22 protein-coding genes are annotated in these 23,059 nt (G+C 70.9%); 11 read left to right on the top strand and 11 right to left on the bottom strand.

Translation table 11 applies throughout. The features are described from left to right. The first annotated feature begins 76 nt into the window (after positions 1 to 76). Together HD593_RS50585 and HD593_RS50580 are read left to right on the top strand one after the other, a co-directional pair. A complete protein-coding gene (locus HD593_RS50585; RefSeq protein ID WP_185110012.1) occupies positions 77 to 1,213 on the top strand; it encodes a hypothetical protein in 1,137 nt (378 codons plus the stop codon). A 103-nt stretch (positions 1,214 to 1,316) separates the two neighbouring features. Beyond that, positions 1,317 to 2,129, top strand: a complete 813-nt coding sequence (locus HD593_RS50580; RefSeq protein ID WP_185110011.1) for a hypothetical protein — start codon at positions 1,317 to 1,319, stop codon at positions 2,127 to 2,129. Positions 2,130 to 2,219: 90 nt separating this feature from the next. Here HD593_RS50580 and HD593_RS50575 read toward each other — a convergent pair whose 3' ends face one another. The 5 genes from HD593_RS50575 to HD593_RS50555 form a co-directional block, all read right to left on the bottom strand. Further along, complete coding sequence (locus HD593_RS50575) at positions 2,220 to 2,936, bottom strand: DUF4097 family beta strand repeat-containing protein (protein ID WP_185110010.1); 717 nt, start codon at positions 2,934 to 2,936, stop codon at positions 2,220 to 2,222. Between the two features lie 176 nt (positions 2,937 to 3,112). Next, positions 3,113 to 3,952, bottom strand: coding sequence for an LLM class flavin-dependent oxidoreductase (locus tag HD593_RS50570; RefSeq protein WP_312904331.1), 840 nt, complete (start codon positions 3,950 to 3,952; stop codon positions 3,113 to 3,115). Continuing rightward, on the bottom strand, positions 3,949 to 4,779 hold the full coding sequence (locus tag HD593_RS50565; RefSeq protein ID WP_185110009.1) for a GNAT family N-acetyltransferase: 831 nt from the start codon (positions 4,777 to 4,779) through the stop codon (positions 3,949 to 3,951). Before HD593_RS50565 ends, HD593_RS50570 begins: the two co-directional genes overlap by 4 nt. 120 nt (positions 4,780 to 4,899) lie before the next feature. Further along, positions 4,900 to 5,247 carry an STAS domain-containing protein gene (locus HD593_RS50560; RefSeq protein ID WP_185110008.1) on the bottom strand — a complete coding sequence of 116 codons (348 nt, stop codon included), beginning with the start codon at positions 5,245 to 5,247 and terminating at the stop codon, positions 4,900 to 4,902. 34 nt (positions 5,248 to 5,281) lie between these two features. Continuing rightward, on the bottom strand, positions 5,282 to 6,733 hold the full coding sequence (locus HD593_RS50555) for an LCP family protein (protein WP_185110007.1): 1,452 nt from the start codon (positions 6,731 to 6,733) through the stop codon (positions 5,282 to 5,284). Between the two features lie 81 nt (positions 6,734 to 6,814). Here HD593_RS50555 and HD593_RS50550 point away from each other — a divergent pair, with 81 nt between their 5' ends. Next, the gene (locus HD593_RS50550) at positions 6,815 to 7,831 is read left to right on the top strand and encodes a glycosyltransferase family 2 protein (RefSeq protein WP_185110006.1); all 1,017 of its coding nucleotides are present in this window, start codon (positions 6,815 to 6,817) and stop codon (positions 7,829 to 7,831) included. A 51-nt stretch (positions 7,832 to 7,882) separates the two neighbouring features. Here the strand turns inward: HD593_RS50550 and HD593_RS64060 are convergent, their stop codons facing one another. Then, a complete protein-coding gene (locus tag HD593_RS64060; protein ID WP_221525375.1) occupies positions 7,883 to 9,619 on the bottom strand; it encodes a CDP-glycerol glycerophosphotransferase family protein in 1,737 nt (578 codons plus the stop codon). A gap of 26 nt (positions 9,620 to 9,645) precedes the next feature. After that, positions 9,646 to 10,944, bottom strand: a complete 1,299-nt coding sequence (locus HD593_RS50540; protein WP_185110005.1) for a bifunctional cytidylyltransferase/SDR family oxidoreductase — start codon at positions 10,942 to 10,944, stop codon at positions 9,646 to 9,648. Positions 10,945 to 11,056: 112 nt separating this feature from the next. Between HD593_RS50540 and HD593_RS64055 the strand changes: the two genes are divergently transcribed. From HD593_RS64055 to HD593_RS50510, 6 genes are all read left to right on the top strand, one after another. Beyond that, positions 11,057 to 12,475, top strand: a complete 1,419-nt coding sequence (locus tag HD593_RS64055; RefSeq protein ID WP_185110004.1) for a CDP-alcohol phosphatidyltransferase family protein — start codon at positions 11,057 to 11,059, stop codon at positions 12,473 to 12,475. Positions 12,476 to 12,486: 11 nt separating this feature from the next. Continuing rightward, positions 12,487 to 13,095: a DUF5941 domain-containing protein gene (locus HD593_RS64050; RefSeq protein ID WP_221525374.1), complete on the top strand. Its 609-nt coding sequence runs from the start codon at positions 12,487 to 12,489 to the stop codon at positions 13,093 to 13,095. A gap of 77 nt (positions 13,096 to 13,172) precedes the next feature. Further along, complete coding sequence (locus HD593_RS50525) at positions 13,173 to 13,907, top strand: phosphocholine cytidylyltransferase family protein (protein WP_185110002.1); 735 nt, start codon at positions 13,173 to 13,175, stop codon at positions 13,905 to 13,907. Positions 13,908 to 13,935: 28 nt separating this feature from the next. After that, positions 13,936 to 14,976 carry an iron-containing alcohol dehydrogenase family protein gene (locus tag HD593_RS50520; protein WP_185112628.1) on the top strand — a complete coding sequence of 347 codons (1,041 nt, stop codon included), beginning with the start codon at positions 13,936 to 13,938 and terminating at the stop codon, positions 14,974 to 14,976. Then, positions 14,954 to 15,721, top strand: a complete 768-nt coding sequence (locus HD593_RS50515; protein WP_185110001.1) for a CDP-alcohol phosphatidyltransferase family protein — start codon at positions 14,954 to 14,956, stop codon at positions 15,719 to 15,721. The genes HD593_RS50520 and HD593_RS50515 overlap by 23 nt, the downstream gene beginning before the upstream one ends. Before the next feature lie 186 nt (positions 15,722 to 15,907). Next, the gene (locus HD593_RS50510; RefSeq protein ID WP_185110000.1) at positions 15,908 to 16,792 is read left to right on the top strand and encodes a glycosyltransferase family 2 protein; all 885 of its coding nucleotides are present in this window, start codon (positions 15,908 to 15,910) and stop codon (positions 16,790 to 16,792) included. Between the two features lie 25 nt (positions 16,793 to 16,817). Here the strand turns inward: HD593_RS50510 and HD593_RS50505 are convergent, their stop codons facing one another. Further along, positions 16,818 to 17,531 (bottom strand): acetoacetate decarboxylase family protein, encoded by a 714-nt coding sequence (locus HD593_RS50505; protein ID WP_185109999.1) that lies wholly within the window; start codon positions 17,529 to 17,531, stop codon positions 16,818 to 16,820. Between the two features lie 106 nt (positions 17,532 to 17,637). Between HD593_RS50505 and HD593_RS50500 the strand changes: the two genes are divergently transcribed. Further along, positions 17,638 to 18,084: an RNA polymerase sigma factor gene (locus HD593_RS50500; protein ID WP_185109998.1), complete on the top strand. Its 447-nt coding sequence runs from the start codon at positions 17,638 to 17,640 to the stop codon at positions 18,082 to 18,084. Further along, positions 18,077 to 18,979 (top strand): hypothetical protein, encoded by a 903-nt coding sequence (locus HD593_RS50495; protein ID WP_185109997.1) that lies wholly within the window; start codon positions 18,077 to 18,079, stop codon positions 18,977 to 18,979. The genes HD593_RS50500 and HD593_RS50495 overlap by 8 nt, the downstream gene beginning before the upstream one ends. Here the strand turns inward: HD593_RS50495 and HD593_RS50490 are convergent. The 3 genes from HD593_RS50490 to HD593_RS50480 all read right to left on the bottom strand — a co-directional run bounded on the left by HD593_RS50490 (position 18,976) and on the right by HD593_RS50480 (position 23,051). After that, on the bottom strand, positions 18,976 to 19,887 hold the full coding sequence (locus tag HD593_RS50490; RefSeq protein WP_246547172.1) for a glycosyltransferase: 912 nt from the start codon (positions 19,885 to 19,887) through the stop codon (positions 18,976 to 18,978). The genes HD593_RS50495 and HD593_RS50490 overlap by 4 nt on opposite strands. A gap of 107 nt (positions 19,888 to 19,994) precedes the next feature. Further along, entirely contained in the window at positions 19,995 to 21,227 is a 1,233-nt protein-coding gene (locus HD593_RS50485; protein ID WP_185109995.1) for an acyltransferase family protein, read from the bottom strand. A gap of 177 nt (positions 21,228 to 21,404) precedes the next feature. Further along, positions 21,405 to 23,051: an LCP family protein gene (locus tag HD593_RS50480; RefSeq protein ID WP_185109994.1), complete on the bottom strand. Its 1,647-nt coding sequence runs from the start codon at positions 23,049 to 23,051 to the stop codon at positions 21,405 to 21,407. Positions 23,052 to 23,059 lie beyond the last annotated feature (8 nt).

Genomic DNA, 23,059 nt, shown 5'->3' with positions numbered 1-23,059 from the left:
GATTGTCAGACATAAGCATCGGGTCGGTATACCGTCGGCATTTGATCATTGAACGCCGAAGACGGGTTACCGCACCATGCGCAAGGTCCTGACACTCACCCTCGCCGCCACCTCCGCCCTCGCCCTCCTCACCGCCACCCCGGCCGGCGCCGCCGACCGTCCCCGCGACCTGCCGTCGGAGATCTACGGCGGCGCCTGGACGGCCGGCCACGTCCAGGGCATGGCCATCGACCGGCGCAAGGGGTACATGTACTTCTCCTTCACCAACCTCCTGGTCAAGACGGACCTCCAGGGCAAGCTCATCGGCTCCGTGACCGGCTTCACCGGCCACCTGGGCGACCTCGACCTCAACCCCCAGGACGGCCGCGTGTACGGCTCGCTGGAGTACAAGGAGCAGGAGTCGTTCTACATCGCGATCTTCGATGTGGACCGGATCACCGAGCCCGACATGAACGCCCAGACCACGGACGTGGTCAAGACCGTGTACCTGAAGGAGGTCGTGGCCGACTACGTGGCCGACATGAACGGGGACGGCACGTTCGACGGCAACGTCGGCAACACCCCCGACCACCGCTACGGCTGCAGCGGCATCGACGGCGTCTCGTTCGGCCCCGAGTTCGGCAGGAAGCACGGCAAGCAGAGGCTGACCGTCGCCTACGGCATCTACGCCAACACCACCCGCCAGGACAACGACTACCAGGTCCTGCTCCAGTACGACATCCAGCAGTGGAAGAAGTACGAGCGCCCCCTGACGGAGAGCGCCCCGCACCGGAGCGGCCCCGAGCGGGTGGACGGCAAGTACTTCGCCTACACCGGCAACACCACCTACGGCGTGCAGAACCTCGAGTACGACGAGCACACCGGCAACTGGATGATGGCCGTCTACAAGGGCACCAAGCCGCAGTTCCCGAACTACACCTTCTTCATGGTGGACGGCGGCGCGCGCCCCAGGACGGGCGAGCTCGCCGGCCAGCCGCAGCCCGAGCGCGGCCGGCTCCTCACGCTGGCGCCCGGCGGGCTCGAGGACGCCGCGACCGGGGTCAGGGGCTGGCAGTTCACCGGCGAGTACGGGCTGATCTCGCTGGGCGACGGCCGCTACTACGTGGCCAAGGCCGGCAAGGTCACGGAGGACGGCGTCTCCAAGCACACCGCTCACGCCCAGCTCTACCGCTGGACGGGGCAGTCCCCGACGCCCTTCGAGCGCCTCGGCTGACACTGCCGCCGTCCATGACAGGCGGCCTGCGGCCGGTCAGTCAGGGCTGTTAGGGTCGTGCCTCAATCCCTTGAACGAGTAAACAATCCTGCATGGGAGGGTCATGCGGACCACGGGGAAGATCGCGATCATCACGTCCGTGCTGGCCGGGGCCGCCGTCCCGGCGACGGCGGCCACGGCGCAGGCGGCGCCGGCCTGGGTCGCCTACCACAACCTGAGCGCGAGCCAGAGCGTCGCCAGGGTGAAGCAGCTCAAGGATCAGGGTTACCGGCCGATCACGGTAAACGTTTCGGACGGGGAGCGGTACGCCGCCGTCTGGGTCAAGGGCGGTTCGTCCGGCAAGTGGGGCATCTGGCAGGGCATGTCGGCCGACGGGTTCCAGAAGCGGTTCGACGCCGGGCTGGAGGAGGGGGCGCAGCCGACGTCCGTCTCGGCCACCGGGCCGGCCGACGCGCCCGTGTTCACCGCCGTCTTCGAGAAGAAGCGCGGCGCGTTCCTGGCCAAGTCCGGCCTCACCCCGGCGGGCTTCGCCGCCGCCAACAAGGAGGCCGCCGGGAAGGGGCTCGCGCTGACCTCGGTGGACGCGTACGGCACGCCGGGCGACATCCGGTACGTCGGCGTGTGGAGCGCCGGCAGCGGGGGTGCCTGGCAGTACACCTACGGCAAGTCGCTCAAGCAGCACGAGGCCGAGTTCTACGCCAAGAAGGAGAAGGGCTTCCGGCCGGTCAGGATCGCCGTGGCGCCCGACGGCACGTACGCGGCGGTGTGGCGCAAGGACGGGGTGAAGTCCTGGGCCCACTACGTGGACATGAGCGCGTCCGGCTACCAGAAGCGGTTCGACGACCTCAAGGCGAAGGGGCTCGCGCCGGTGCAGGTCAACGCGGAGAACGGCAAGTACGCCGCCATCTGGCAGTAGCCGCCGCGGGCGCGCGGCCGGACGGGTGCGGTCGGACGGCAGGCGCCGCCGGGTCGCTGGGTGGCGCCCCCGTACCCCGCCCGCGCGCCGTCACTTCGTCAGGATCCGGACGTCGCCGGTCGTGCTGGTGGCCGCGATCTTCCGCTCGCCCTTCCGGTCGTTCTCGACCTCGGAACGCGTGCTGCCCTCCGTGCTCCTGGCCGTCACCGCGTACGGGCCCGAGGGCACCCTGGCCGTCACCCTGCCGTCGCGCGAGCGCAGGTCGAGGGTGGCGGGCGGAGCGGCGAAGGCCACGTCGATGGCCCCGTCCGAGGTGCGGCAGCGCACGTACCCGGAGGTGAGCCCCTCGGCGGTGATCGAGCCGTCGCTGCGCAGCCGCAGCCGGCCCGAGGCGCCCGTGACCTCGATGCGCTCCCGGCTCCTCGCGGCCACGTCCTGGGTGAGGCCGTTCAGGATGAGCCCGTCCACCACGTCGATCGAGAGGCGGACGCCGGGCGGCACCCTGACGTGGTAGCGGGCGCCGCAGTCGCCGAAGACGAGGTTGCAGTCGGCGCTCAGCCGCAGGGTGCCGTCGCGCAGGGACCAGGCGGGGGCGTCGGCCGCCTTGCCGCGCACCCACCGTTCCACCTGTACGGCGCCGCCGGTGCCCTGGAGGACGCGGACGCCGCCCAGGGAGGCGTTGATCTTCAGGTCGGTCCCGGTGAAGGGGAACGACTGGGCGGCGTGGACCTCTTCGGCTGCCAGGTCCACGCCGCAACCGGTGCTCACTGCCGCCAGGAGCGCCGCGCATGCCGCGAATACCGCCATCTGCCTCATGGCACCGATCGTGGCCGAGCGACCCGCCCCGGCCATCGACCGTCCGGCCGACTCCCCATCGGCCATTCGGCCGGGCTTCAGCGAGGCCCGCCACGGCCCGCCGGCCGTGCCCCGCCGGTCGTGCTCCGGCGGGCGCGGCACAGCTCGCCGGTTCGGGACGGCGGTCGCTACAGCGCCGACAGCAGCGCGTTCACCTGCCCCAGCGGGTCGGCCCCGATCGGCCGCACGGCCACCGACGTGGCCCCGGCCGCCCACAGGCTCTTGACGTGCGCCGCGGCCTCCTCGGCGGTCCCGGACGCCATCGCCACGTCCGCGGGCGGCACCCCCAGGAACCCGGCCTGCCCGGCCACCATCTCCCGCTCCTCCTCCGCACCGCCGGACCCGATGCGCAGGAACGTGAACACGACCAGCTCGTGCCCGTCGCCGCCCCCGATCGTCTCGATGATCCCCGGCACCTGGTCGGGCCCCACGCCCTCGGGCACGATCGTCCCCTGGGCCACGCGCCCCGACAGCGCCAGCGAGCGCGGCCGCTTCACCCCGGCCAGCACGGGCGGCGGCTCGGCCGGCGGGTGCACCAGCGACACCCCGTCGAGGTGCACCTCCCTGCCGTGCAGGGTGACGGTCTCACCGCGCAGCAACGCGCTCACCGCGGTGATGGTCTCCTCCAGCAGGGCGAGCGGCGAGGCCGGCGCGGCGCCCACCTGGCGCATCCAGTCCTGCACGCCGTGCCCGATCCCGGCCGCCAGCCGCCCCGGGTGCACCCGTGCCAGGTTCCCCAGCTCCATCGCCAGCACCATCGGGTTGCGCAGCGGCGCGGGGGCGATGCCCAGGCCGACGCGCAGCCGGGAGGTGACGGCGAGCGCCGTGGCGGCCGAGGTCAGGCCGCCCGTCCAGCCCAGGTCCTCCACCACCCACAGGTCGTCGACGGACGTCTCGTCGAGCGCTCTCGCGAACGGGATGAGCTGCTCGGGCGGCAGCCCCCTGTCGAACATGACGCCGAGTCTCACGATGCCCTCCAGTAATAGCGGAACAACCGGCCGGTCTCCGAGTATCCAGCACGCAGGAAGGCGTTGGCGGTGGGGACGTTCGCCACGTCGGTGGCGGCCACGACCCGCTGCAGGCCGGCCTCGGCGAGCGTGCGGGTGCCCCGGGCCAGCAGGTCGTCGACGTAGCCGTGGCCGCGGTGCTCGGGCACCACGCCGATGTAGGCGATCGAGTGGTCGTCGGGCGCGACCAGCCCGACGGGGGAGTCACCGAGGTGGCCGACGACGAACCAGTTCGGCTTGGCCTTGCGGCTCATCAGGTCGTCGTACATCCATCGGGCCTCCTTCTCGGCGCCCGACGTGGCCACCTCCACCTGCGTGTCGTGGTCGAGAGAGCCCTCGGAGACGCGTACGAGGAGGTCGATCACCTCGGCGGGGTCCATGCGGCGCGCGGCCCGGTACGTCAGCCTGCCCGGATCCTCGGGAACGTCGCTCCCGGCCACCCACTCCAGCAGCAGCCGCTCCACCTCCATGACGAACCCGGCCTCGACGAGCGCCTCGTGCTCGACCGCGCGATCGACGACGGGATCGAGCCCCGGCTGGAGCGAGATGTCGTGGATCACCTTGGTCAGGCCCATCGCGCCGAGGCTGCCGCGCAGCAGGCCGGCGGCGGCGACGGGGTCGGGGCCGGGGTCGAACTGCCAGACGATCGCCGGCTCCGAGCCGGGGAAGGGCGCCCAGTAGGCCAGGCGGGCCTGCCCTTCCGCGAAGCACCACTCAGGCCGCGTCCTGCCCTCGTCGAAGGCGGTGCGAAGCTGGGAGCGCGCAGGCTCGGGGAACTGGTCGAACAACGTGAAAGCCTCCGCACCTCAGGGGGCTCTCCCGCGACTCGGAGAAGGGTCGTGGAGAGGCGTGCCCAACATGACCTGACCATGTTCTCGCACACCTCTTACCGGTTTACCCGCTACCGCTCAGGCGGCGCTCTCCAGCGCGGCCCGCGCCTCGGTGAGGGAATGGCTCGTCTCGAAATGCCGGTCGAGATTGGTGATCGTCAGCAAATGCCGGATCATTCCGGGCGCGAGGACCAGGATCATGCGCCCGTTCAGTTCCTGCACGTGGTTGAGCGTGGCCACCAGCACGCCGAGCCCGACGGAATCGCAGAACGGCACCTCGGTGAGATCCACGACCACGTTGAGGGGGTCGGCCGCCGCCAGCGCCTGCTCCAGCTCCGCGCGCAACCGGGGCGCGCCCGCGACGTCGAGATCCCCTGCGACGTGCAGAACCGTACAGGGCTCCTCCCGCCAGTGCCTGACCACCATGGGCCTCACCTGCCCGACACCCAGATAATTATGCCTATTTCTTACATATGTTCTGCATTGCCGTTTTGGTGGTTGGTGTAACACTCGGTTTCGCAGTTGGGGTGCCAGTGGACTTCTGTTGCTGGACTTTCGGCTGGTCGCTGCCCAGGATCACCTCGATGCCGTCGAGCTCCACCTTCCTCAGCTCCGCACCGGGAATGGCGGCGGCGACCACTTTCGCCTGCGCCTCGAAAGCCGCGCCGTAACGGATGAAGGTCCGCTTGTAGTCCTTCTTCGAGGTGTTTCCCGGCTTGCCGGGCACCTTGAAGCCGTAGGCGACCAGCGCCTCCTTCGTACGCGCTCCCAGGCCCGTGATCAGCGTGCCGTTCTTGACCTCCAGCGTGATCTCGCCGGGCGGGATCGCGGAGGGCTTCGGGGAGGCCGAGGTGGAGGCGGAGGCGGACGGCGTGGGCTTGGCAGGGTCCTGGTCCGCGTCGATCTTGGTGAACAGGTCGCGGGCCGCCTGCTTGTCCCACAACACCGCCGACTCGCCCGTGGGGGTCTTGAAGTCGACGTCGGCCAGCGGCACCTCGGCGAACTTCACGTCCGTCAGCGAGACGTCCCGCATCTGCGTGGCCAGCCCGAGCAGCCCGTCGTCGGGATCGACCTTCACCGTGCTCAGCGTCGAGTTGACGAACGAGGCCAGCTTGGCCGGGTTCGCCAGCGTGTCGGCGCTCAGCGCCCGGTTCAGCAGCGCCGAGATGACCTGCTGCTGCCGGTCGATGCGGTCGAGGTCGGAGCGGGCGGTGGCGCGGGTGCGGGCGTAGCCGAGCGCCTGCACGCCGTCGAGCTGGTGGGTGCCGGCCGGCAGGTTGAGCGCGATCTTGGTGTCGTTGATGGGCACGGGCGTGCAGACGGTGACCCCGTCGAGGGAGTCGACGACGTCGATGAAGCCCAGGATGTTGACCTCGATGTAGCGGTTGATCTCCAGCCCGGTGGCCGCCTCCACGGTCTGCTTGGCCAGCTTCGGCCCGCCGAACTGGTACGCGGAGTTGATCTTGTGGTCGCCCTTGCCGGGGATCGTCGTCCAGGTGTCGCGCGGCAGGCTCACCACGGTGACCTTGCTGTGGTCCTCCGACAGGTGGATGACCATCATCGTGTCGGTGCGCTGGCCGCTCTCGCGGCCCAGCTTGAGCCGGTTCTGCTGCTGGCGGGTGAGGTCGTCGCGCTTGTCGACGCCGACCAGCAGGATGTTCTCGGCGCCCCGGGACGCGGGCGCGGTCACCCCGGCGTCGACCGTGCCGATCTGGCGCGGGGTCGCCCACACCACGCCCGTGGTGATCAGCACGCCGGTGGACAGGAGACCGGCGGCCAGCACGTTACGACGGCGGGCCTTGGCACTTCTGCGCGGCGGCCGCCGAGTGCGGACGGGTGTCGTCAGCTTGACGTCGCCGTAGGCGTCTCCGCCCACGAGCACACCGCCGTCCTCCTCGTCCGGGTCGCGCATCCCGTCCCCCTTATGTCACCCCGGAGGATCGGCCTTTCGATTGCCCTCCTCCCACGGTCGTACAGTAGCGTGAGCCCCGCCATGAAGCAGTTCCCCGACTCGCCGCACGCGCCCGCGCAGACGCGCGGCTGGCCCCCCATCTCCGTCGTCATGCCGGTCCTCAACGAGGAGCGGCACCTCCGCGAGGCCGTCGAGATGGTCCTCGCCCAGAGCTACCCCGGTGAGATCGAGGTCGTTCTCGCCGTGGGTCCGTCCCAGGACCGCACCCAGGAGGTCGCCGACGCCATCGCGGCGGCCGACCGGCGGGTGACGGTGGTGCCCAACCCGACGGGCCGCACCCCCAACGCGCTCAACGCGGCCATCGCCGCCTCCCGCAACGACATCGTCGCCAGGGTCGACGGGCACGCCATGCTGCCCGACGACTACCTGCGCGTGGCCGTCGAGACGCTGGCCGAGACCGGCGCCGACAACGTGGGCGGCATCATGGCGGCCGAGGGGATCACCCCCTTCGAGCAGGCCGTCGCGTGCGCCATGACCTCCAAGATCGGTGTCGGCGCCGCCGCGTTCCACGTGGGCGGCACGGCGGGGCCGGCCGACACCGTCTACCTCGGCGTCTTCCGCCGCTCGGCGCTCGACCGCGTGGGCGGCTACGACGAGCACTTCCAGCGGGCCCAGGACTGGGAGATGAACCACCGCATCCGCCAGACGGGCGGCCTCGTGTGGTTCCAGCCGCGCATGCGGGTCTCCTACCGGCCGAGGCCCAACGTGAAGGCGCTGGCCAAGCAGTACTTCCACTACGGCCGCTGGCGGCGGGTGGTCGCGCGCACCCACGAGGGCACGATCAACCTGCGCTACCTCGCGCCTCCCGCCGCCGTGCTGGCCATGCTGCTCGGCCTGGTCGTCTCGCCGTTCTTCCCGCTCGCGCTGATCGTGCCCGGCGGCTACGCCGTGGCCATCGCCGCCGGCTCGGCGCTGACCGGTGGCGGGCTGCCGATGAACGCCAGGCTGCGGCTGCCGCTGGTGTACGCCACCATGCACTGCTCGTGGGGCTGGGGCTTCCTCACCAGCCCGAGGAAGCTGGCCCGGCCGCCGCGCTGACCCCGTACTCCCGCCCCCGCACCCCGCCGTACCCGCGGCGGGGTGCCGAGATCAGCCTCCGGAGAAGACCCGCTCCACGGCCGCGTTGAACCGCGTCATCGCATCCGGGTACTCCGGCCCGAACAGGTAGCTCCTGAGCTTCACCCGGGCCCTGGCCAGCGTGTCCTCCCCGTCCAGGAACTCCGCCAGCCCCGACAGGTCCGCGCCCAGCAGCACCCCCGCCTCCGTGCTCGGATAGCGCTCGTGGAAGGCCCGCTCGGGCAGCCCCGCCACGTTCGTCACCGCGTACGGCTTCTCGCTGGCCAGGAAGTCGGCCACCACGCTGGAGATGTCGCTGATCAGCAGGTCGCAGTCGTTGAAGCAGTCGTACAGGTGCGGCACCGGCCCGGTGACCACCAGATGCCTGATGTGCGGCGCCGCGCCGGCCGTCGTGGAGGGGTGGCGGGACTTCGACTTGGCCAGCTCCGCCGCCTCGATCATGGCGACGATCTTCCTGTGCGCCCGGGTGGCGCTCTTGTCGCGGTGCCCGGTGAGCGGGTGCGGCTTGTAGATCACGCGCAGCGGGGGCCGGTGGTCGAGCAGGGCGCGGACGATGCGCGGGCCCATGGTGATCAGCGAGGTGTGGAACAGGTCGTCGTTCCAGCCCTCCCAGGTGGGCGCGTACAGGACCGTCTGGTACGGCAGCCCCGGCCCCTCTGTCGAGATGCCCTGGAGCTGGGGCCGGCCGACCTCGTGGATGTTCTCGTCCCTGACGCCCACCTTGGCCCGGCGGTAGCGGTCGCGCCCGGCCGGCCCCGCCACCCACACCTCGTCGTAGACCCGCGAGAACGGGTTGAACGAGGCCTCCTTGTCGCTGTCGCCGTGGTTGAGGAACGCGCTGCGCAGGGTCGGGATGCGCAGCATGTGCACGTTCCTGCCGACGTTGGCGACGTACAGGCAGAGCTTGGCCCCGGCCAGCGCGCGGAAGCTCATCAGGTCGGCCGACGACGGGATGCACACCATCGGCAGGCCGGTGCACTCCAGGTGCCTGGCCATGCCGCGCTCCCGCAGCACGACGATGGCGCGCCGGGGCAGGCGTTCGAGGGTGGGCAGCCACATCCTGGCCTGGTACGCGGCGGCCGTGGCGCCGGAGAAGTAGAGGATCACCTCCGGGCCGTACTTCTCGACCTGCTCGCCCACGACCTCCAGCACCCTGGCCCGGTCGGTGAGGGGCCTGGCGCGGCGCACGTACGGGATGAGGGCGAGCGCCCCCGCCAGGCCGGCCGCGAGCGCCACCGCCGCGCCGGCCGTGGCCGGGACCACGCCCAGGACGGACCCGAGCACCGGCAGCGCGTCCAGGCAGAGGAACGCCACGCTGCCGGCGTCGCGCAGCGGCCCCGGCGGCATCCTCGGGATGCGCAGCCCGGAGACGTCGAGGTTGCGCGTGGTCACCGGCATCCTGCTGAGCATCTGGCGCAGCCGCAGCGCCAGCCCCGTGTGCAGGGCGCGCACCGCGTGGATCGCCAGCATCCCGGCCGCCAGCGCCGCGAACCACGGCAGCTCGGCCCCCGCCGTGCGCGCCACCAGGAGCAGCGCCATGGTCTCCCGGGCCGCGAAGCGCAGCGTGATCCCCAGGTGCACCTTGGCGAGCAGCTCGGGCAGCGGGCGGGCGGCGCGCGGGGCGGCGTACTCGACGAGGTACGAGGCCGCGGCCACCGCCCCGAACAGCACCGGAGCCGGCCACAGCGCCGCCACCAGCAGCACCGGGTAGCAGCCGAGCAGCGCCGCGATCACGATGAGTCTCCTCATGCGATCGCACGGTAACAAGCCTCAGGTCAAGTGCCGTCCACGCGGGCGTCTATGACTTGCCCTGATAGGTCGGAGATGAGGATGTCCAGCGAGGTCTGAGCGGCCACGACCGGAGAGGCTCCGGTATTGAGGCAGTTGACCCGGATGCCGCCGGAGGCCCATTCGCGGGCCAGCGCCCGGGTCAGCCCGGCCACGGCCGCCGCGCCCGACTCGTGCAGGGCGCCGGAGCCGGGCGGGACCTGCAGCAGCAGGCTGCCGCGCAGGTGCGGGCGGGCGGCGCGGGCGACGTTGAGCGCGCCCAGATGGCCGGTGCCGACCGCGTCGGCGACGGTCTCGCCGCTCGCCCGCGCCAGGTCGCCGGCGTGGCCCCCGCCCGCCACCAGCACCACGTGGTCGGCCCCGCCCACGTCGTCGAGCGCCTTGGCCACCGAGCCGAAGTCCTCCACCCGCACGCCACCGGCCCGGGTCAGGACGTGCACCACGGCGCCGTGCCGGGCGGCCTCCCGCGCCAGCTCGGAGCCGTGCCGGCCGGCTTCCCCCGCGGGCTCGGCCTCGCCCAGGAGGACGATCACCTGCCCGGCCAGCGCGGCCCTGTCGCCGGGCGGCACGGGCGCGGGCAGCCGGAAGAGCAGCTCCGCGATGTGCAGGTCGGCCGGATGGGTCACCTTGATGTTGCGCTCGCTGCCCTGGACCAGGTGGATCGGCACCTCGGGCAGGTACCGCAGCACCACCCCGCAGTCGTCGGTGGCCGGCAGCCCGGCGAAGCCCGGGTCGGCCATCGCCCGCTCGTACGCCTCCCGGATCACCGAGAGCCGGAAGCACTGCGGGGTCTGGCTGCGCCGCAGCCGCGACCGGTCGAGCACCTCGCCGATCGACTCCTCGGGCGTCGCCACGAGGACCGTGTCGGAGCTCGGGATCGCCACGTTGACGGCCTCGTGGATCTCCAGCGCCCTGACACACTCCGTGATGATCCGGGGCTCCAGGAGGGGGCGTACAGCGTCGTGCAACAGCACGTTGCACTCCTCCGCCCCGAGCGCCGCCAGCGCCCGCCAGGTGCTCTCCGTACGGCTCGAACCGCCGTCCACCACCTTGCTGACCTTGCGGTATCCGCCGCGAGCGACGATCTCGCGCACCCGGTCGGCGTACCCGGGCGTCATCAGCACCACGATCTCGTCGATCTCGGGTGCGGCCTCGAACACCGCCAGCGAATGCTCGATGATCGTCCTGCCCGCGACCTCGATGAGCTGCTTGGGCGTGTCGCGCCCGACCCGCTGTCCCACCCCGCCCGCGAGGAGCACTCCTACCGACCGCAGCCGTGAATCCATACCGGCAGCGTAACGGTGCTGTTCCGTGATATCGCGTTGACCTGTCGCTACGCTGTGTCTACGCACCCCCGAGACCCGTGTGCTCCACCCCGACCGGGAGGAGACCTGAGCTTTGCCCGACTCACTGACCCGCGAGAGCACGACCACGTCGGTCCTGCTGCTCGCCACGACACCCGCGTGCAGGCTCCACAGCGGTGACGGCACGCTGCTCGACCGCCTCGGCGACCAGCTCGCCACGCTGCCCGTGCGCGAGATCCAGGTGATGAGCGCCGCCGGCGGCCTGGCCGCCGACCTGCGCGGCGTCGCCAAGATCGCGCGCACGGCCACGGGCGCCGTGGCCGTGCTGCCCGGCGACCTGGTGATCCACACCGAGGCGCTGGCCGTGCTGCTGGAGCACCCGGCACGCGGCACCGCCGCGCTGATCTCGCACGACGCCACCGCCGGGCCGCTGCGCCCGCCCGTACGCGTGGAAGGCGGCAGGGTCGTCGCGGCCGGCAGCTCGTTCCACCTGGTCCCCGAGGCGAACGCCACGTTCAGGGGCGTGCTGCAGGCGAGCGAGGCCGACCTGGCCTCGCTGGCGGACATCGCCGAGGAGCTGGCCGAGCTGGCGGAAGCGGGCAAGCTCGGCCCCGTCACCCCCGTCGAGGCGGTGGACCTGCTGCTGGTCGGGCTGGTCAGGTCGGGCGTGACCGTGCGGGCGATGGGCATCGGGCAGCTGCACGCCGACCGCGTGACCGGCCAGAACGCCGCCGACGCCGCCGTGGCCAGGCTGGCCGAGGTGGACGAGGCCAGGGTCAGGCTCGACGCCTCGGTGAAGGAGGACGACGGCTTCTTCGCCACCTTCTTCGTCTCCTCCTGGACCCGCCACCTGATCAAGCCCTGCGTACGGCTCAAGCTCACCCCCAACACGGTCACCGGCATCTCGGCCGGGCTGGCCCTGCTGGCGGCCGTCTGGTTCTCGGCGGGCACCCCGGCCGGGCGGCTGGCCGGGGCGGGGCTGCTGTACCTGTCGTTCGCGCTCGACTGCCTCGACGGGCAGCTCGCCCGCTACACGCGGACGTTCTCCCCGCTGGGAGCGTGGGCCGACGGCATGTCCGACCGGCTCAAGGAGTACGCCGTCTACGTCGGCCTGGCCTTCGGCTCCGCCGCCGCCGACGTCTGGTACCTGGCCGTCGCCGCGATGGTGCTGCAGGTCGTCAGGCACGCCATCGACTACACGTACGCGGGAGCCGTAGCCGACGCCGCCCGCGTCGGCGCCATGTGGGGCAGGCCCGCGCGGTCGCTGCTGGAGTCGCAGGACGTGCGCCGCGCCCCCGGCGGCATGCTCAGGCTCGCCCAGCGGCTCGAACGCGACACGATCGCCCGCTACCTGAAGAAGATGATCGTGCTGCCCATCGGGGAGCGCATGGCCCTGATCGCCGTCACCGCCGCCCTCTGGGACGCCCGGGTCACGTTCCTGGCGCTGCTCGGCTGGGGCGGCGTGGCGGCGCTCTACCAGCTCGCCGGACGGATCGCGAGGTCGGCAAGGTGATTTCGGTCCACATGACACCCGTTCCGAGCAGCACGGTCGTGGCCTACCGCGACGACGGGCCGCTCTCGCGCGCCATGGGGCTGCTCGTGGCCGGGCAGCTCCCGCCGCTGCCGCCGGTGATCGCCGGCACGTTCGTCACCGGCGTGCTGCTGCTGCTCGGCGTGGCCGGCACCGACGGGCTGGCGGTGTTCGCGCCCGCCGTGACGCTGCTGCTGGCCGGGCCGGGGAGCACCCATCCGCACGACGGCAGGTTCGACTGGCTGGTGCCGCCGATCCTGCGGCTCATCGAGTACACCTTCGTCGCGGCCGTCGGGTTCGCGCACCAGGTGCACCCCCTGATGATCTTCGTGCTGCTCGCCGCTCTCGCGTTTCACCATTACGATCTGGTCTACCGGTTGCGCCAGCATGTCTACCCGCCGCCGTGGCTGGCCACCCTGGGGCTCGGCTGGGACGGGCGGATGATGGTGGTCTCGCTGGTCGCGCTGTCGGGCTGGTTGACCGGGGGTTACGCACTTCTCGCGGTTTATCTGTGGGGGCTGTTCGGCTGGGAGAGCCTGACGTGCTGGCTCGCCGCGCCCCGATCCGGGGTGGAAGCGGCCGATATGGGAACGCAAGACTAACGCCGGATTACCCGCACGGGGCCCAAAGACGAATACTCTTTGGGCCATCGGAGTCATGCTCGACTGAGGAGTGCACGTTGCTGGGAATGGTTCTGGCCGCTGGGGCCGGACGACGCCTGCGGCCGTACACCGACACGCTGCCCAAGGCGCTCGTGCCGGTCGACGGCGAGACCACGATCATGGACATCTCGCTGCGGAATCTCGCCGAGGTGGGCCTCAAGGACGTCGTGGTCGTCGTCGGTTACGCGGCGCAGGCCGTACACGAGCGCAAGGACGCCCTGGAGGAGCGCCACGGCGTCAGGCTCACCCTCGTGCACAACGACAAGGCCGAGGAGTGGAACAACGCCTACTCCCTGTGGTGCGCGCGCGACTACTTCGCCCAGGGCGCGCTCCTGGTCAACGGCGACACCGTGCACCCGGTCTCGATCGAGAAGACGCTGCTGGCCGCCCCCGAGACCAGCGACATCCTGCTCGCCGTCGACAACGTCAAGAAGCTGGCCGACGAGGAGATGAAGGTCACGCTCTCGCCCGAGGGCTCGCTGCGCCGCATCACCAAGCTGATGGACCCGGCCCAGGCGTACGGCGAGTACATCGGCGCCACCCTCATCAGGCCGGCCGCGGCCGACCGGCTGGCCGACGCGCTCAGGACGACGTTCGAGCGCGACCCGCAGCTCTACTACGAGGACGGTTACCAGGAGATGGTCGACCGCGGCGAGGTCATCCACGCCGCGCCCATCGGGGAGGTCGACTGGGTCGAGGTGGACAACCACGACGACCTGGCCAAGGCCCGCGCCATAGCCGTTCACTACTGAGGGGGCGCGGATGCCGCTTCTAGCGAGGATGTTGCCGGCGCCGCTGACCATGGACGTCAGGCGCGGCGCGGTCGCCCAGCTCGGCGCCCTGCTGGCCGACAGCCGCGTGGCGACCTCCGGCAGGGTCGCGGTGGCCGTCGGCATGGGCCAGGGCGACCACATCGAGAGCCTCATCGCGCCCACGCTGGGCGAGGCGGAGGTGTTCAGGGTGGCCGACGGGTCGGTCGACGCGGCCGTCTCGCTCGGCGCCGACCTGCGCAAGGCGGCCTTCGAGGTGGTCGTCGGCGTGGGCGGCGGCAAGACGATCGACGTGACCAAGTACGCCGCCTCGCTGGCCGGCATCCCCATGGTCGCGGTGGCCACCAACCTCTCCCACGACGGCATCTGCTCGCCCACCGCCTCCCTCGTCTACGAGGGGGGCAAGGGCTCCTTCGGCGTGCCGATGCCGCTGGCCATCCTGGTCGACCTCGATTTCGTGCACAACGCGCCCGAGTCGCTGGTGCGGGCGGGCGTGGGCGACGTGGTGAGCAACCTGTCGGCCATCGAGGACTGGCAGCTCGGCAACGTCGAGCGCGGCGAGCCGATCGACGGCCTGGCCTGCTCGATGTCCCGCACCGCCGCAGAGGCGCTCGTCGGGCGCACCGACTCCATCGAGTCCGACGCCTTCCTGACCGTGCTGGCCGAGTCGCTGATCCTGTCCGGCATGTCGATGGTCGTCGCGGGCTCGTCCCGGCCCGCGAGCGGTGGAGATCATGAGATCCTTCATGCCGTGGATCAGCTCTTCCCCGGCACCTCCAACCACGGCGAGCTCGCCGGCATCGGCGCCGCCTTCTGCTTCTTCCTCAGGCAGGACGACGCCCGCGTCAAACAGGTCGTCGACTGCCTGCGCCGGCACGAGCTGCCCGTCGTCCCCGGCGACATCGGGCTGAGCGCCGAGCAGTTCGCCGAGGTCGTCGCGCTGGCCCCGGCCACCCGCCCGGGCCGTTACACGATCCTGGAGCACCTGCGCATGCAGGACTCGGAGATCCGCGATCGGGTGGGGGACTATGTCCGCGCCTTCGGTAGCTGAGCTGCGCCAGGTGGCCCAGCCACCTGGCCACCTGGAGCGCAGGAACGGCGAGCACTGGGCGGGCGTGCTCTACATGCGCCGCCTGTCCATCTACGTCACCTGGATGTTCGCCAGGACCTCCGTCACGCCCAACCAGCTCACCTGGGTGATGACCGTGGCGGGGGTCGCGGCCGGCTTCGTGCTGGCCCTGCCCGGGCTCTGGGCGGCGGTGCTGGCCGCCCTGCTCATCCAGGTCTACCTGCTGCTCGACTGCTCCGACGGCGAGCTGGCCCGCTGGACGGGCAAGACGTCGCTGGCCGGCGTCTACCTCGACCGCGTCGGCGCGTACTTCGCCGAGGCCGCGGTGCTGGCGGGGCTGGGCTGGCGGGCCTCGGCGGTGCTGCCCGACTGGTACACCGTGTTCGGCTTCGCCGCCGCGCTCGGCGCCATCCTCATCAAGGCCGAGAGCGACCTGGTGGAGGTGGCCAGGGCCAAGGGCGGGCTGGGGGCCGCGAGCGAGGCGGCGGCCGTGCAGTTCCGCTCCGGGCTGCTGGGGCTGGGGCGGCGGGTGCTGGCGGCGACGAAGTTCCACCGGATCGTGCAGCCGATCGAGCTGTCCATGCTCGCGGTGGTGACCGCGGTGATCGACCTGGTCGTCGGCGATCTGACGGCCACGCGGGTGCTCGTCGTGGCCTGTCTGGTGGCCGCGGCGCTGCAGACCGTGCTGCACCTGATCAGCATCATGGCGTCGAGGCGACTCGCTTGATGTCGCGCCTGGAACCGACGGGGCTTCCCGTCCGTCGTATTGATCGGACGTCCGCCGTTCGGTGGGGGTTCATCGTCGGTTCCGATACGCTTAGCTTCACCATTCCCAGACCATGCAGACCAGCAGACTCGGTGATCATGAAAGAATGCTCCGCTCGTGCTCTCAACGCGTCAGGACAGTGATTCGTTGAAGATCTCGTGCGTCATCCTCACCATGGGCAACCGGGTCGCGGAGCTGAACCGGGCGGTCGAGTCCGCGCTGAACCAGGTCGACGGCGACGTCGAGGTGGTGATCGTAGGCAACGGTGCCGACGTGCCCGAGGTGTCGGCGACGCCACCCGAGGGTTCGGCCGCGGTCGTGAAAGCGATCCGGCTCGAACAGAACACGGGCATCCCCGCCGGCCGTAACCGGGGCGTGGAGGAGTGCTCAGGAGACGTCGTGCTGTTCCTCGACGACGACGGCTGGTACGCCGACCAGAAGGTCGTCTCCCACGTACGCGACCGCTTCGCCACCGAGCCCGACCTGGCCGTGATCTCCTTCCGGATCATGGACCCCGACGGGAGCGGCAGCCAGCGCCGCCACGTCCCGCGCCTGCGCGCGGGCGACCCGCAGCGCTCCTCCCCGGTCACCACGTTCCTGGGCGGCGCCTCGGCGATCAGGCGCTCGGCATTCCTCCAGGTGGGCGGCCTGCCCGAGCGCTTCTTCTACGCGCACGAGGAGACCGACCTGGCCTGGCGGCTGCTCGGCGAGGGCTACCGGATCGAGTACGACGCCGAGACGGTGATGTACCACCCGCAGGTGCCACCGACCAGGCACGCCCAGTTCCACCGGCTCAACGCCCGCAACCGGGTCTGGCTGGCGCGGCGCAACCTGCCGTGGCCGCTGGCGGTGCTCTACCTCACCAACTGGGTCGTGCTCACCGTGATCCGCGAGCGCGGCGCCTCGGCCGCGCTCAAGTCGTGGTTCGCCGGTTTCTTCGAGGGGCTGCGCAGCCCGGCGGGCGAGCGCCGTCCCATGGCCTGGCGCACGGCGTGGCGGATGGTCAAGCTCGGCCGCCCGCCGATCGTCTAGACCCGCGGCGCCCCGTCGCGGCCGATCAGATCTGCCGCGCCTCGCCGAAGCTCATCTCCGCGTGGGAGATCGTGGTGGCGAACATCGCCCGCTTGGGCAGCCCCAGCTCGCTCAGCTCCTTGGCGATGGGGTGGTTGCCCAGGCGGATCAGCGCGCCGCTGGGCCGGACCCTGGCGCCTCTGGCACGTACGGACCACGGCACCCGCCGCGTCACCCCGTCGCGGTGCGTGTAGGCGTCGAGCGGCGCCATCGCGCCCGCGCCAGGCACGGGCAGGCCGGGCTTGACCAGCATGTCGAGCACCAGCCTCCCGTCCTTGCGCAGGATGCACCTCTTGTACGGCGACGCGAGCCGCAGCTCGATGTCGGCCAGCTCCTTCGGAAAGCCCCACAAGCTGCGCCCGGCCTCCAGCGTGAACTCCTGGTCGACCGGCAGCCAGTGCACGAACACGCCCGCCCGCCGCAGCTCAGCGAGCCCCATCGCCCCGGACGAGCCGGGCGGGCGCACGAGGAAGGCCATGCCGAACTCGTGGTAGGTGTCGAGGTCCCCGTCGCGGTAGTCGACGAACACCAGCATGCAGACGGCCTTGCCGGGCAGCACCTCGGCCACGTCCAGCCCTGAGTACGCGATCACGGCCCTGGCGGCGTCGGCACGCACCGGGTAGAGGGCACTGCACACCTCCGCGTCCCTCACGCGCACGGGCATGCCCACCGTCCGGCCCTGGATCAGATGCGATGCCATAGGGCCCAGTACATCAACCAGGAAGCCGTGTGACCATTCCCGCCCAGGTGGCGTCTAGGTGTGATGTGACAATCGGAAGACCACGGGGGGCATCATCATCGAGGACTTGTACCGCGAGCACTGGCCGCTCGTGTGCGGGTTCCTCCTGCGCAGGACGCGTGATCCCCACCTCGCGGAAGACCTGGCACAGGAGACGTTCGTCAAGGCGACCAGGGCCCTGCTGGGCTGGCGCGGCGAGAACCCGGCCGCCTGGCTGCTCACGATCGCGCGCAACGTCCTCATCGACCACGTCCGCCGCGCGCGCCGCGAGCTGCCCCTGCCCGAGCCGGACGAGCTGGGCGCGCCCGGGTTCCACGTGGACTCCCTGGAGGTGCGCGACGCCCTGGGCCGGCTGCCCGAGCAGCACCGCCGGCTGCTCACGCTGGTCTACTTCGAGGGCTTCTCGCTGGTGGAGGTGGCCGCGATGACCGGCAGGAAGCACGCCTCGATCAAGACGGCCCTGTGGCGGGCCAGGAACGCCTTCGCCGACCTCTACGGAGCTCCCCATGACTGATGACTTTCCGGAAATGCCGGACTTTGACCCCAAGCTCACCCGGAAGGCCGTCCGCCGGGGGCTGGCCAGGACGACCTCCTACGCCCTGGTGCTGCTGCTGGCGCTCGCGCTGGTGGCCACGGCCGGCCCGATGATCCTTCAGACGCGGGACGGCCGGGAGCAGCGCATGACGGACGTGCTCGGCACCGCCTTCAAGGTGTACAACCCCGCCTACCGGGTGGTGACCAACGGCTGCTGCGAGGTCACGCCGCTGTCGATGTCGTTCACGGTGAGCGCCGAGCCGCTGCGGCCCGTGGAGGCGATCTCGCCCACCAGCACGCACACCGTCAGCCAGAGCCTGTTCGGCCAGGTCGGTCACCTGCCCCTGGGCAGGAACGCCAACACCAGGCTCTCCCAGTCGCTCTACGACGTCGGCACCGACCTGGCCGCCAAGGAGAACGTCCGCAAGACGCTGGCCCGGCTCCCCGGCGACCTGCGGGCCCTGGCGGTGGTGGAGTTCACCGCACCGCTCAAGCCGGACGAGCTCGAGAGCTGGCTCGGCACGAAGCGGAAATGCGCGCACAGCGTGGTCTACGAGCGCAGGCCGGGAGCGCTGCCGATCACCTGGGGCTCGATCACGTGGGACCGCGGCACGTTCACCGAGGACAAGGAGGGCTGCGGCGTGGGCCTGTCGAACTTCCGTTCCTGGACGGCCATCCTCCGCGACCACGACGACGCGAACCTGCGCCGCTTCGACCTGTCCCTCGACCGGCTGCGCAGGGCGGCCCGCGACGGCCTGGCCTACGCGTACGTGGACGAGACGTCCAGCGTCGAGAGCCTGCGCGAGCTGATCGAGGACCCGCGCGTGCGCACGATCCGCCTGGCCGACGTCACCTTCGACCTGGACCGCCCCTAGACGGCCAGCGCGTGCCGGGTCACGCCGGCCCACGACTCGGCACGGCGGACGAACGCCTCGGCGTGGTCGGGCCAGTGGTGGCGCAGCCGCGCCTCCGTGTGCCCCTGCGCGCCGAGCCGCACCCGCCGCGCCACGTCCTCCTTCAGGTCCAGTACGGCGTTCAGCACCGCGTCCACGTCCAGCGGCACCACCACCCCACACCCGACGCCCTCGACCAGCGAGGCGCCCTGCGGGGTGGTGATCACCGGCAGGCCCCTGCCCATGTAGTCCATGATCTTGGTGGGCAGCACGCCGACCGTGTCGTCGGCCAGCGAGAGGCCCGCCAGCGCGCCTTCGGCCATGCGCAGGGCGTGCCGGTTCGGGACGTAGCCGAACCAGTCGAGCAGGCCCACCCGCTGCGCGTCCCGCAGCAGCGGCCGCACGTCGCGGGCGGCGGCGCCGATGAGGTCCAGCCGGATGCCGTGCGGGACCAGGCGCTCGGCCAGCCCGATCAGCTCCGTCACTCCGCGCTCGGCCGACAGGCGGCCGAGGTGCACGACCCTGGTGTCGCCAGGAGGGGGAGGACTGGGCGACACCAGGGTCGCCTCGGGGACCACGGCGGGCGTGATCACCCGGTGGCGCCTTCCGGCGCGGGCGAGTTGCTTGGCAGTGACCTGCTCGCGCACGTCCCAGACGACCGGAGGGCGCCGGTACGGCAGCGCCCGCAGCAGCCGGTGGTCGTGCACGATCAGCAGGTCCGCACCCCGCGCACCGCGTTTGAGCGCGGCACGGGCCCGGCCGTACGAGGCCTGGCGGGCCACGTCGATCGCGGTCAGGCCCATGGCGGGGGTCACGTTGAAGTAGGTGAACGGCGCGACGTAGGTCACCTCGTGGCCCGCGTCGAGCAGCGCCCGGATCTGCCGGTGCATGATTCGGGCGTCCTCGGGATGATGGACGGTTGTGGCGACACATGCGCGCATGTGTCGATGCTGAGCGCTTACCAGGTCAAAGGCGTTAATGCGGGTGGAACGGCTGCTTAACTTCGGGAGGGCCGACGATAGAGCCAGGTCAGGCGGGGCTCCAGGACCCACTTGAAGACCGTACGGGTCTCCGGCAGGCACAGGATGATGGCCAGCGCGAAGCAGCTCGCGCTGATCGCCAGCACGCCCAGCGGCCCGTACAGCCACGGCACCGACAGCCAGCCCAGCTCCTTGGCGATCAGCACGGGGATGCCGTGGAGCAGGTAGCAGTAGAGCGTGCGGGTGCCGAGGTCGGTGTACCAGGTCTCCTTCCTGGGCACCAGCGCCAGCACGGCCAGGCACATGGCCAGCGCGCAGACGAGCAGCCCGACGCGCAGGCCGAGGCCCATGTACCAGGACAGGTTGAGATCCTGGTAGCTGTTCTTGTAGTAGAACGGGCCCAGCTTGGCGCCCATCTGCGCGAGGAAGATCGCCACCGCCGCCGCGCCGAGCATGATGAACCCCGAGACGACCTTGATCCAGCGCCGGTTCAGCAGCTCGAAGTGCTCGGGCTGCAGCACCAGGCCGATCACGAAGAACGGCAGCAGGCCGAAGAACCGGTCCATGCTGAAGTCGCCCGAGATCTGCGAGAACCCGGCGAACAGGTAGATCGCGATCGCCACCGGGACCGGGTACTTCATCCGCTTCCACACCGGGGTGGACAACCGCCAGAACAGCAGCGCCAGCAGGTACCAGTTGAGCCACGCCGGGTCGATGATCGTCAGGCTCCACTTCGACCCGAGGGCGGTGCGGAGCACGGCGTAGCCCACCTCGACGATCACGTACGGGACCAGGAAGGTGTCGACCAGCTTGTTGGTCTTGGCGTTGGAGTTCCAGAAGTTCCTGGACAGGTAGCCGCTGATCACCACGAACAGCGGCATGTGGAAGACGTAGATGAAGATGTAGGCCGCCCGCGCGGAGTCGGCGGCCAGCGTGGGCACCAGCGAGTGGCCGATCGGCACCAGCGCGATCAGGATGAACTTGACGTTGTCGAGGAACGGGTCGCGCTTGCGCCTGCCCGGCTCCGCCGCCGGCTGCGGCTGCTCCTGGCGCCCCTCGCCCGACGCCGGGCCCTCGGCGACCGCCGCCTGTGGCGCGGTGCGCTCACCCGGGCCGGCTCCGTGCGGGTCGGTGGACTCGCTCCAGAACGCCTCCTCCGGCAACGGCCAGCGGGCTCCCGTGTTGGCGGGCCCCTGCTCCTCGGGGCTGCGCTGGGGCGTGGCCGATGGGGAGGATCTGGTGTCAGACACGGAAGAAGTCGCTCAGCTTCGCTCGGGGCCGGGGAACCGCGACGACAACAGGAGCGGGAAAACCCATGCGGCTTGGTGTCGCGCTGCGTCGCCAACCCGCAACAGACTATCCCGCCCTCGCGGGTGCTGTCTCTCGCAGTGGAGCAGAATGCCCGGTTCCACAGGGAACTTGGAGCCTCAGGTGCACACGTTCTTCTGCTCGGACGCGGTGATCGTGCTGTTGTTGACGCTGTCGGGCAGCTTGGTCACCTTGACCGACTCGAAGTCCTCGCCCACCAAGAGCTGGATGACCGGAGCGCCCTTCGTGGCGCCTGCCGCCGTGGCGTTGGTGGCCGTCGACGCGTACGGCTGCACGTTCGTCCCCGGCACCTTGCCCGACGCGGCCTGCGGCTTGGGCAGCACGGAACCGCCCAGCGTGATCGCGTGGTCGGCCGCCGTCTCGACCGTCTTGGTGTAGTGGATCTCGCTCTTGGCCAGGCTCACGCCGCCCGGGGCCTCGTAGTTGCCCACCCCGACGACGTTGAAGCCCTGCTTGGCCAGCTCGTCGGCCACCTCGCGAGCTTTGCCCACGGTCTTGGTGCCGTTGAGCACCTGCACGCGCACCTGCTCGGGCTTGATCTTCTCCTTGGGCTTGGTGCTCGCGCTCGCGCTCGGCTCCGGCGTCGTGACCTCGGTGTCGGTCTTGATCGAGGTGAACAGCTCGGTGGCGTCCGGCTCCTTCCAGACCACCCGGTTCGGGTCCTGCGGGTCAGGGCCCCAGGGCACCGTGGTGAACTTGACGCCGTTCGCGGTCATCGCCCTGGCGCTCATCGCGATCTGGATGAGCTGCTCGGTGTCGTTGGCCAGCTCGGGGTCCATGGTGACCGAGCCCGCCGCGGCGGCGACGAAGTCGCGCAACCGGCCGACGTCGGTGAGCAGCTCGCTGCTGGTGGCCTTGGACACGACCTTGCTGAGGAAGATCTGCTGACGCTTGATGCGCTGGATGTCGCTGCCGTCGCCGTACTTGCGCAGGCGGACGTAACCCAGCGCCTTCTCGCCGTTGAGCAGGCTCTTGCCGGCCGGCAGCACCAGCTTGGAGGCCTTGTCGTCGACGGCCGTGCGCAGGCAGATCTCGATGCCGCCCAGGGCGTCGACGATGTTCTTGAACCCGCTGAAGTCCACCTCGACGAAGTGGTTCACGCGGATGCCGGTGAGGGTCTCGATCGTGGAGATCGTGCAGGCGATGCCGCCCGCGTTGTACGCCGAGTTGATCATGTCGCGGCGCGGGGCCATTTCCTGCTTGGTGGCCTCGTTCTTGCACCGGGGGATCTGCACCATCGAGTCCCGCGGGAAGCTGATCAGGCGGGCCTTGTCGCGGTTGGGCGAGATGTGCATGAGGATGATCGTGTCGGTGCGCTTGCCGCCCGCGTCGGCCTGCCGGGCGAGCTGCTGGCCGTACTTCGCGTTGCCCTGGCCCGCGCGCGTGTCGGAGCCCACGAGCAGCACGTTGAGCGCGCCGGTCTCCGGGGGACGCGGGTTGATGATGTCTTCCTTGACGCTCTTCTGGTTGATGTTGCCGAAGGCGTCGCGGTAGGTCGTGTACGCGGTCAGCGCGCCCGCGACCATGACCGTGGTCAGGCCGATGCTGACCCAGGCCAGCACCCGCATCTTGGTCTGGCCGCCCGAACCGCCTTCTGAGCGGTGGCCGCGCGGGGGCCGGTCGTCCGGCGGCGGGGGCGGCGCGGCGGCCGCCTGCCGGCGGGCCATCCGGCTGCCGGGTTGCGTGACAGCGCTACGGCGGTCCTGCACGGAATCGACTACCGGCACGCTCCTGTAGTCACTCATACGCCCCC

Origin of the sequence: Nonomuraea rubra, from assembly GCF_014207985.1 — a bacterium.
Classification (GTDB): domain Bacteria; phylum Actinomycetota; class Actinomycetes; order Streptosporangiales; family Streptosporangiaceae; genus Nonomuraea; species Nonomuraea rubra.
This window is presented reverse-complemented; position numbering and strand designations above follow the sequence as displayed.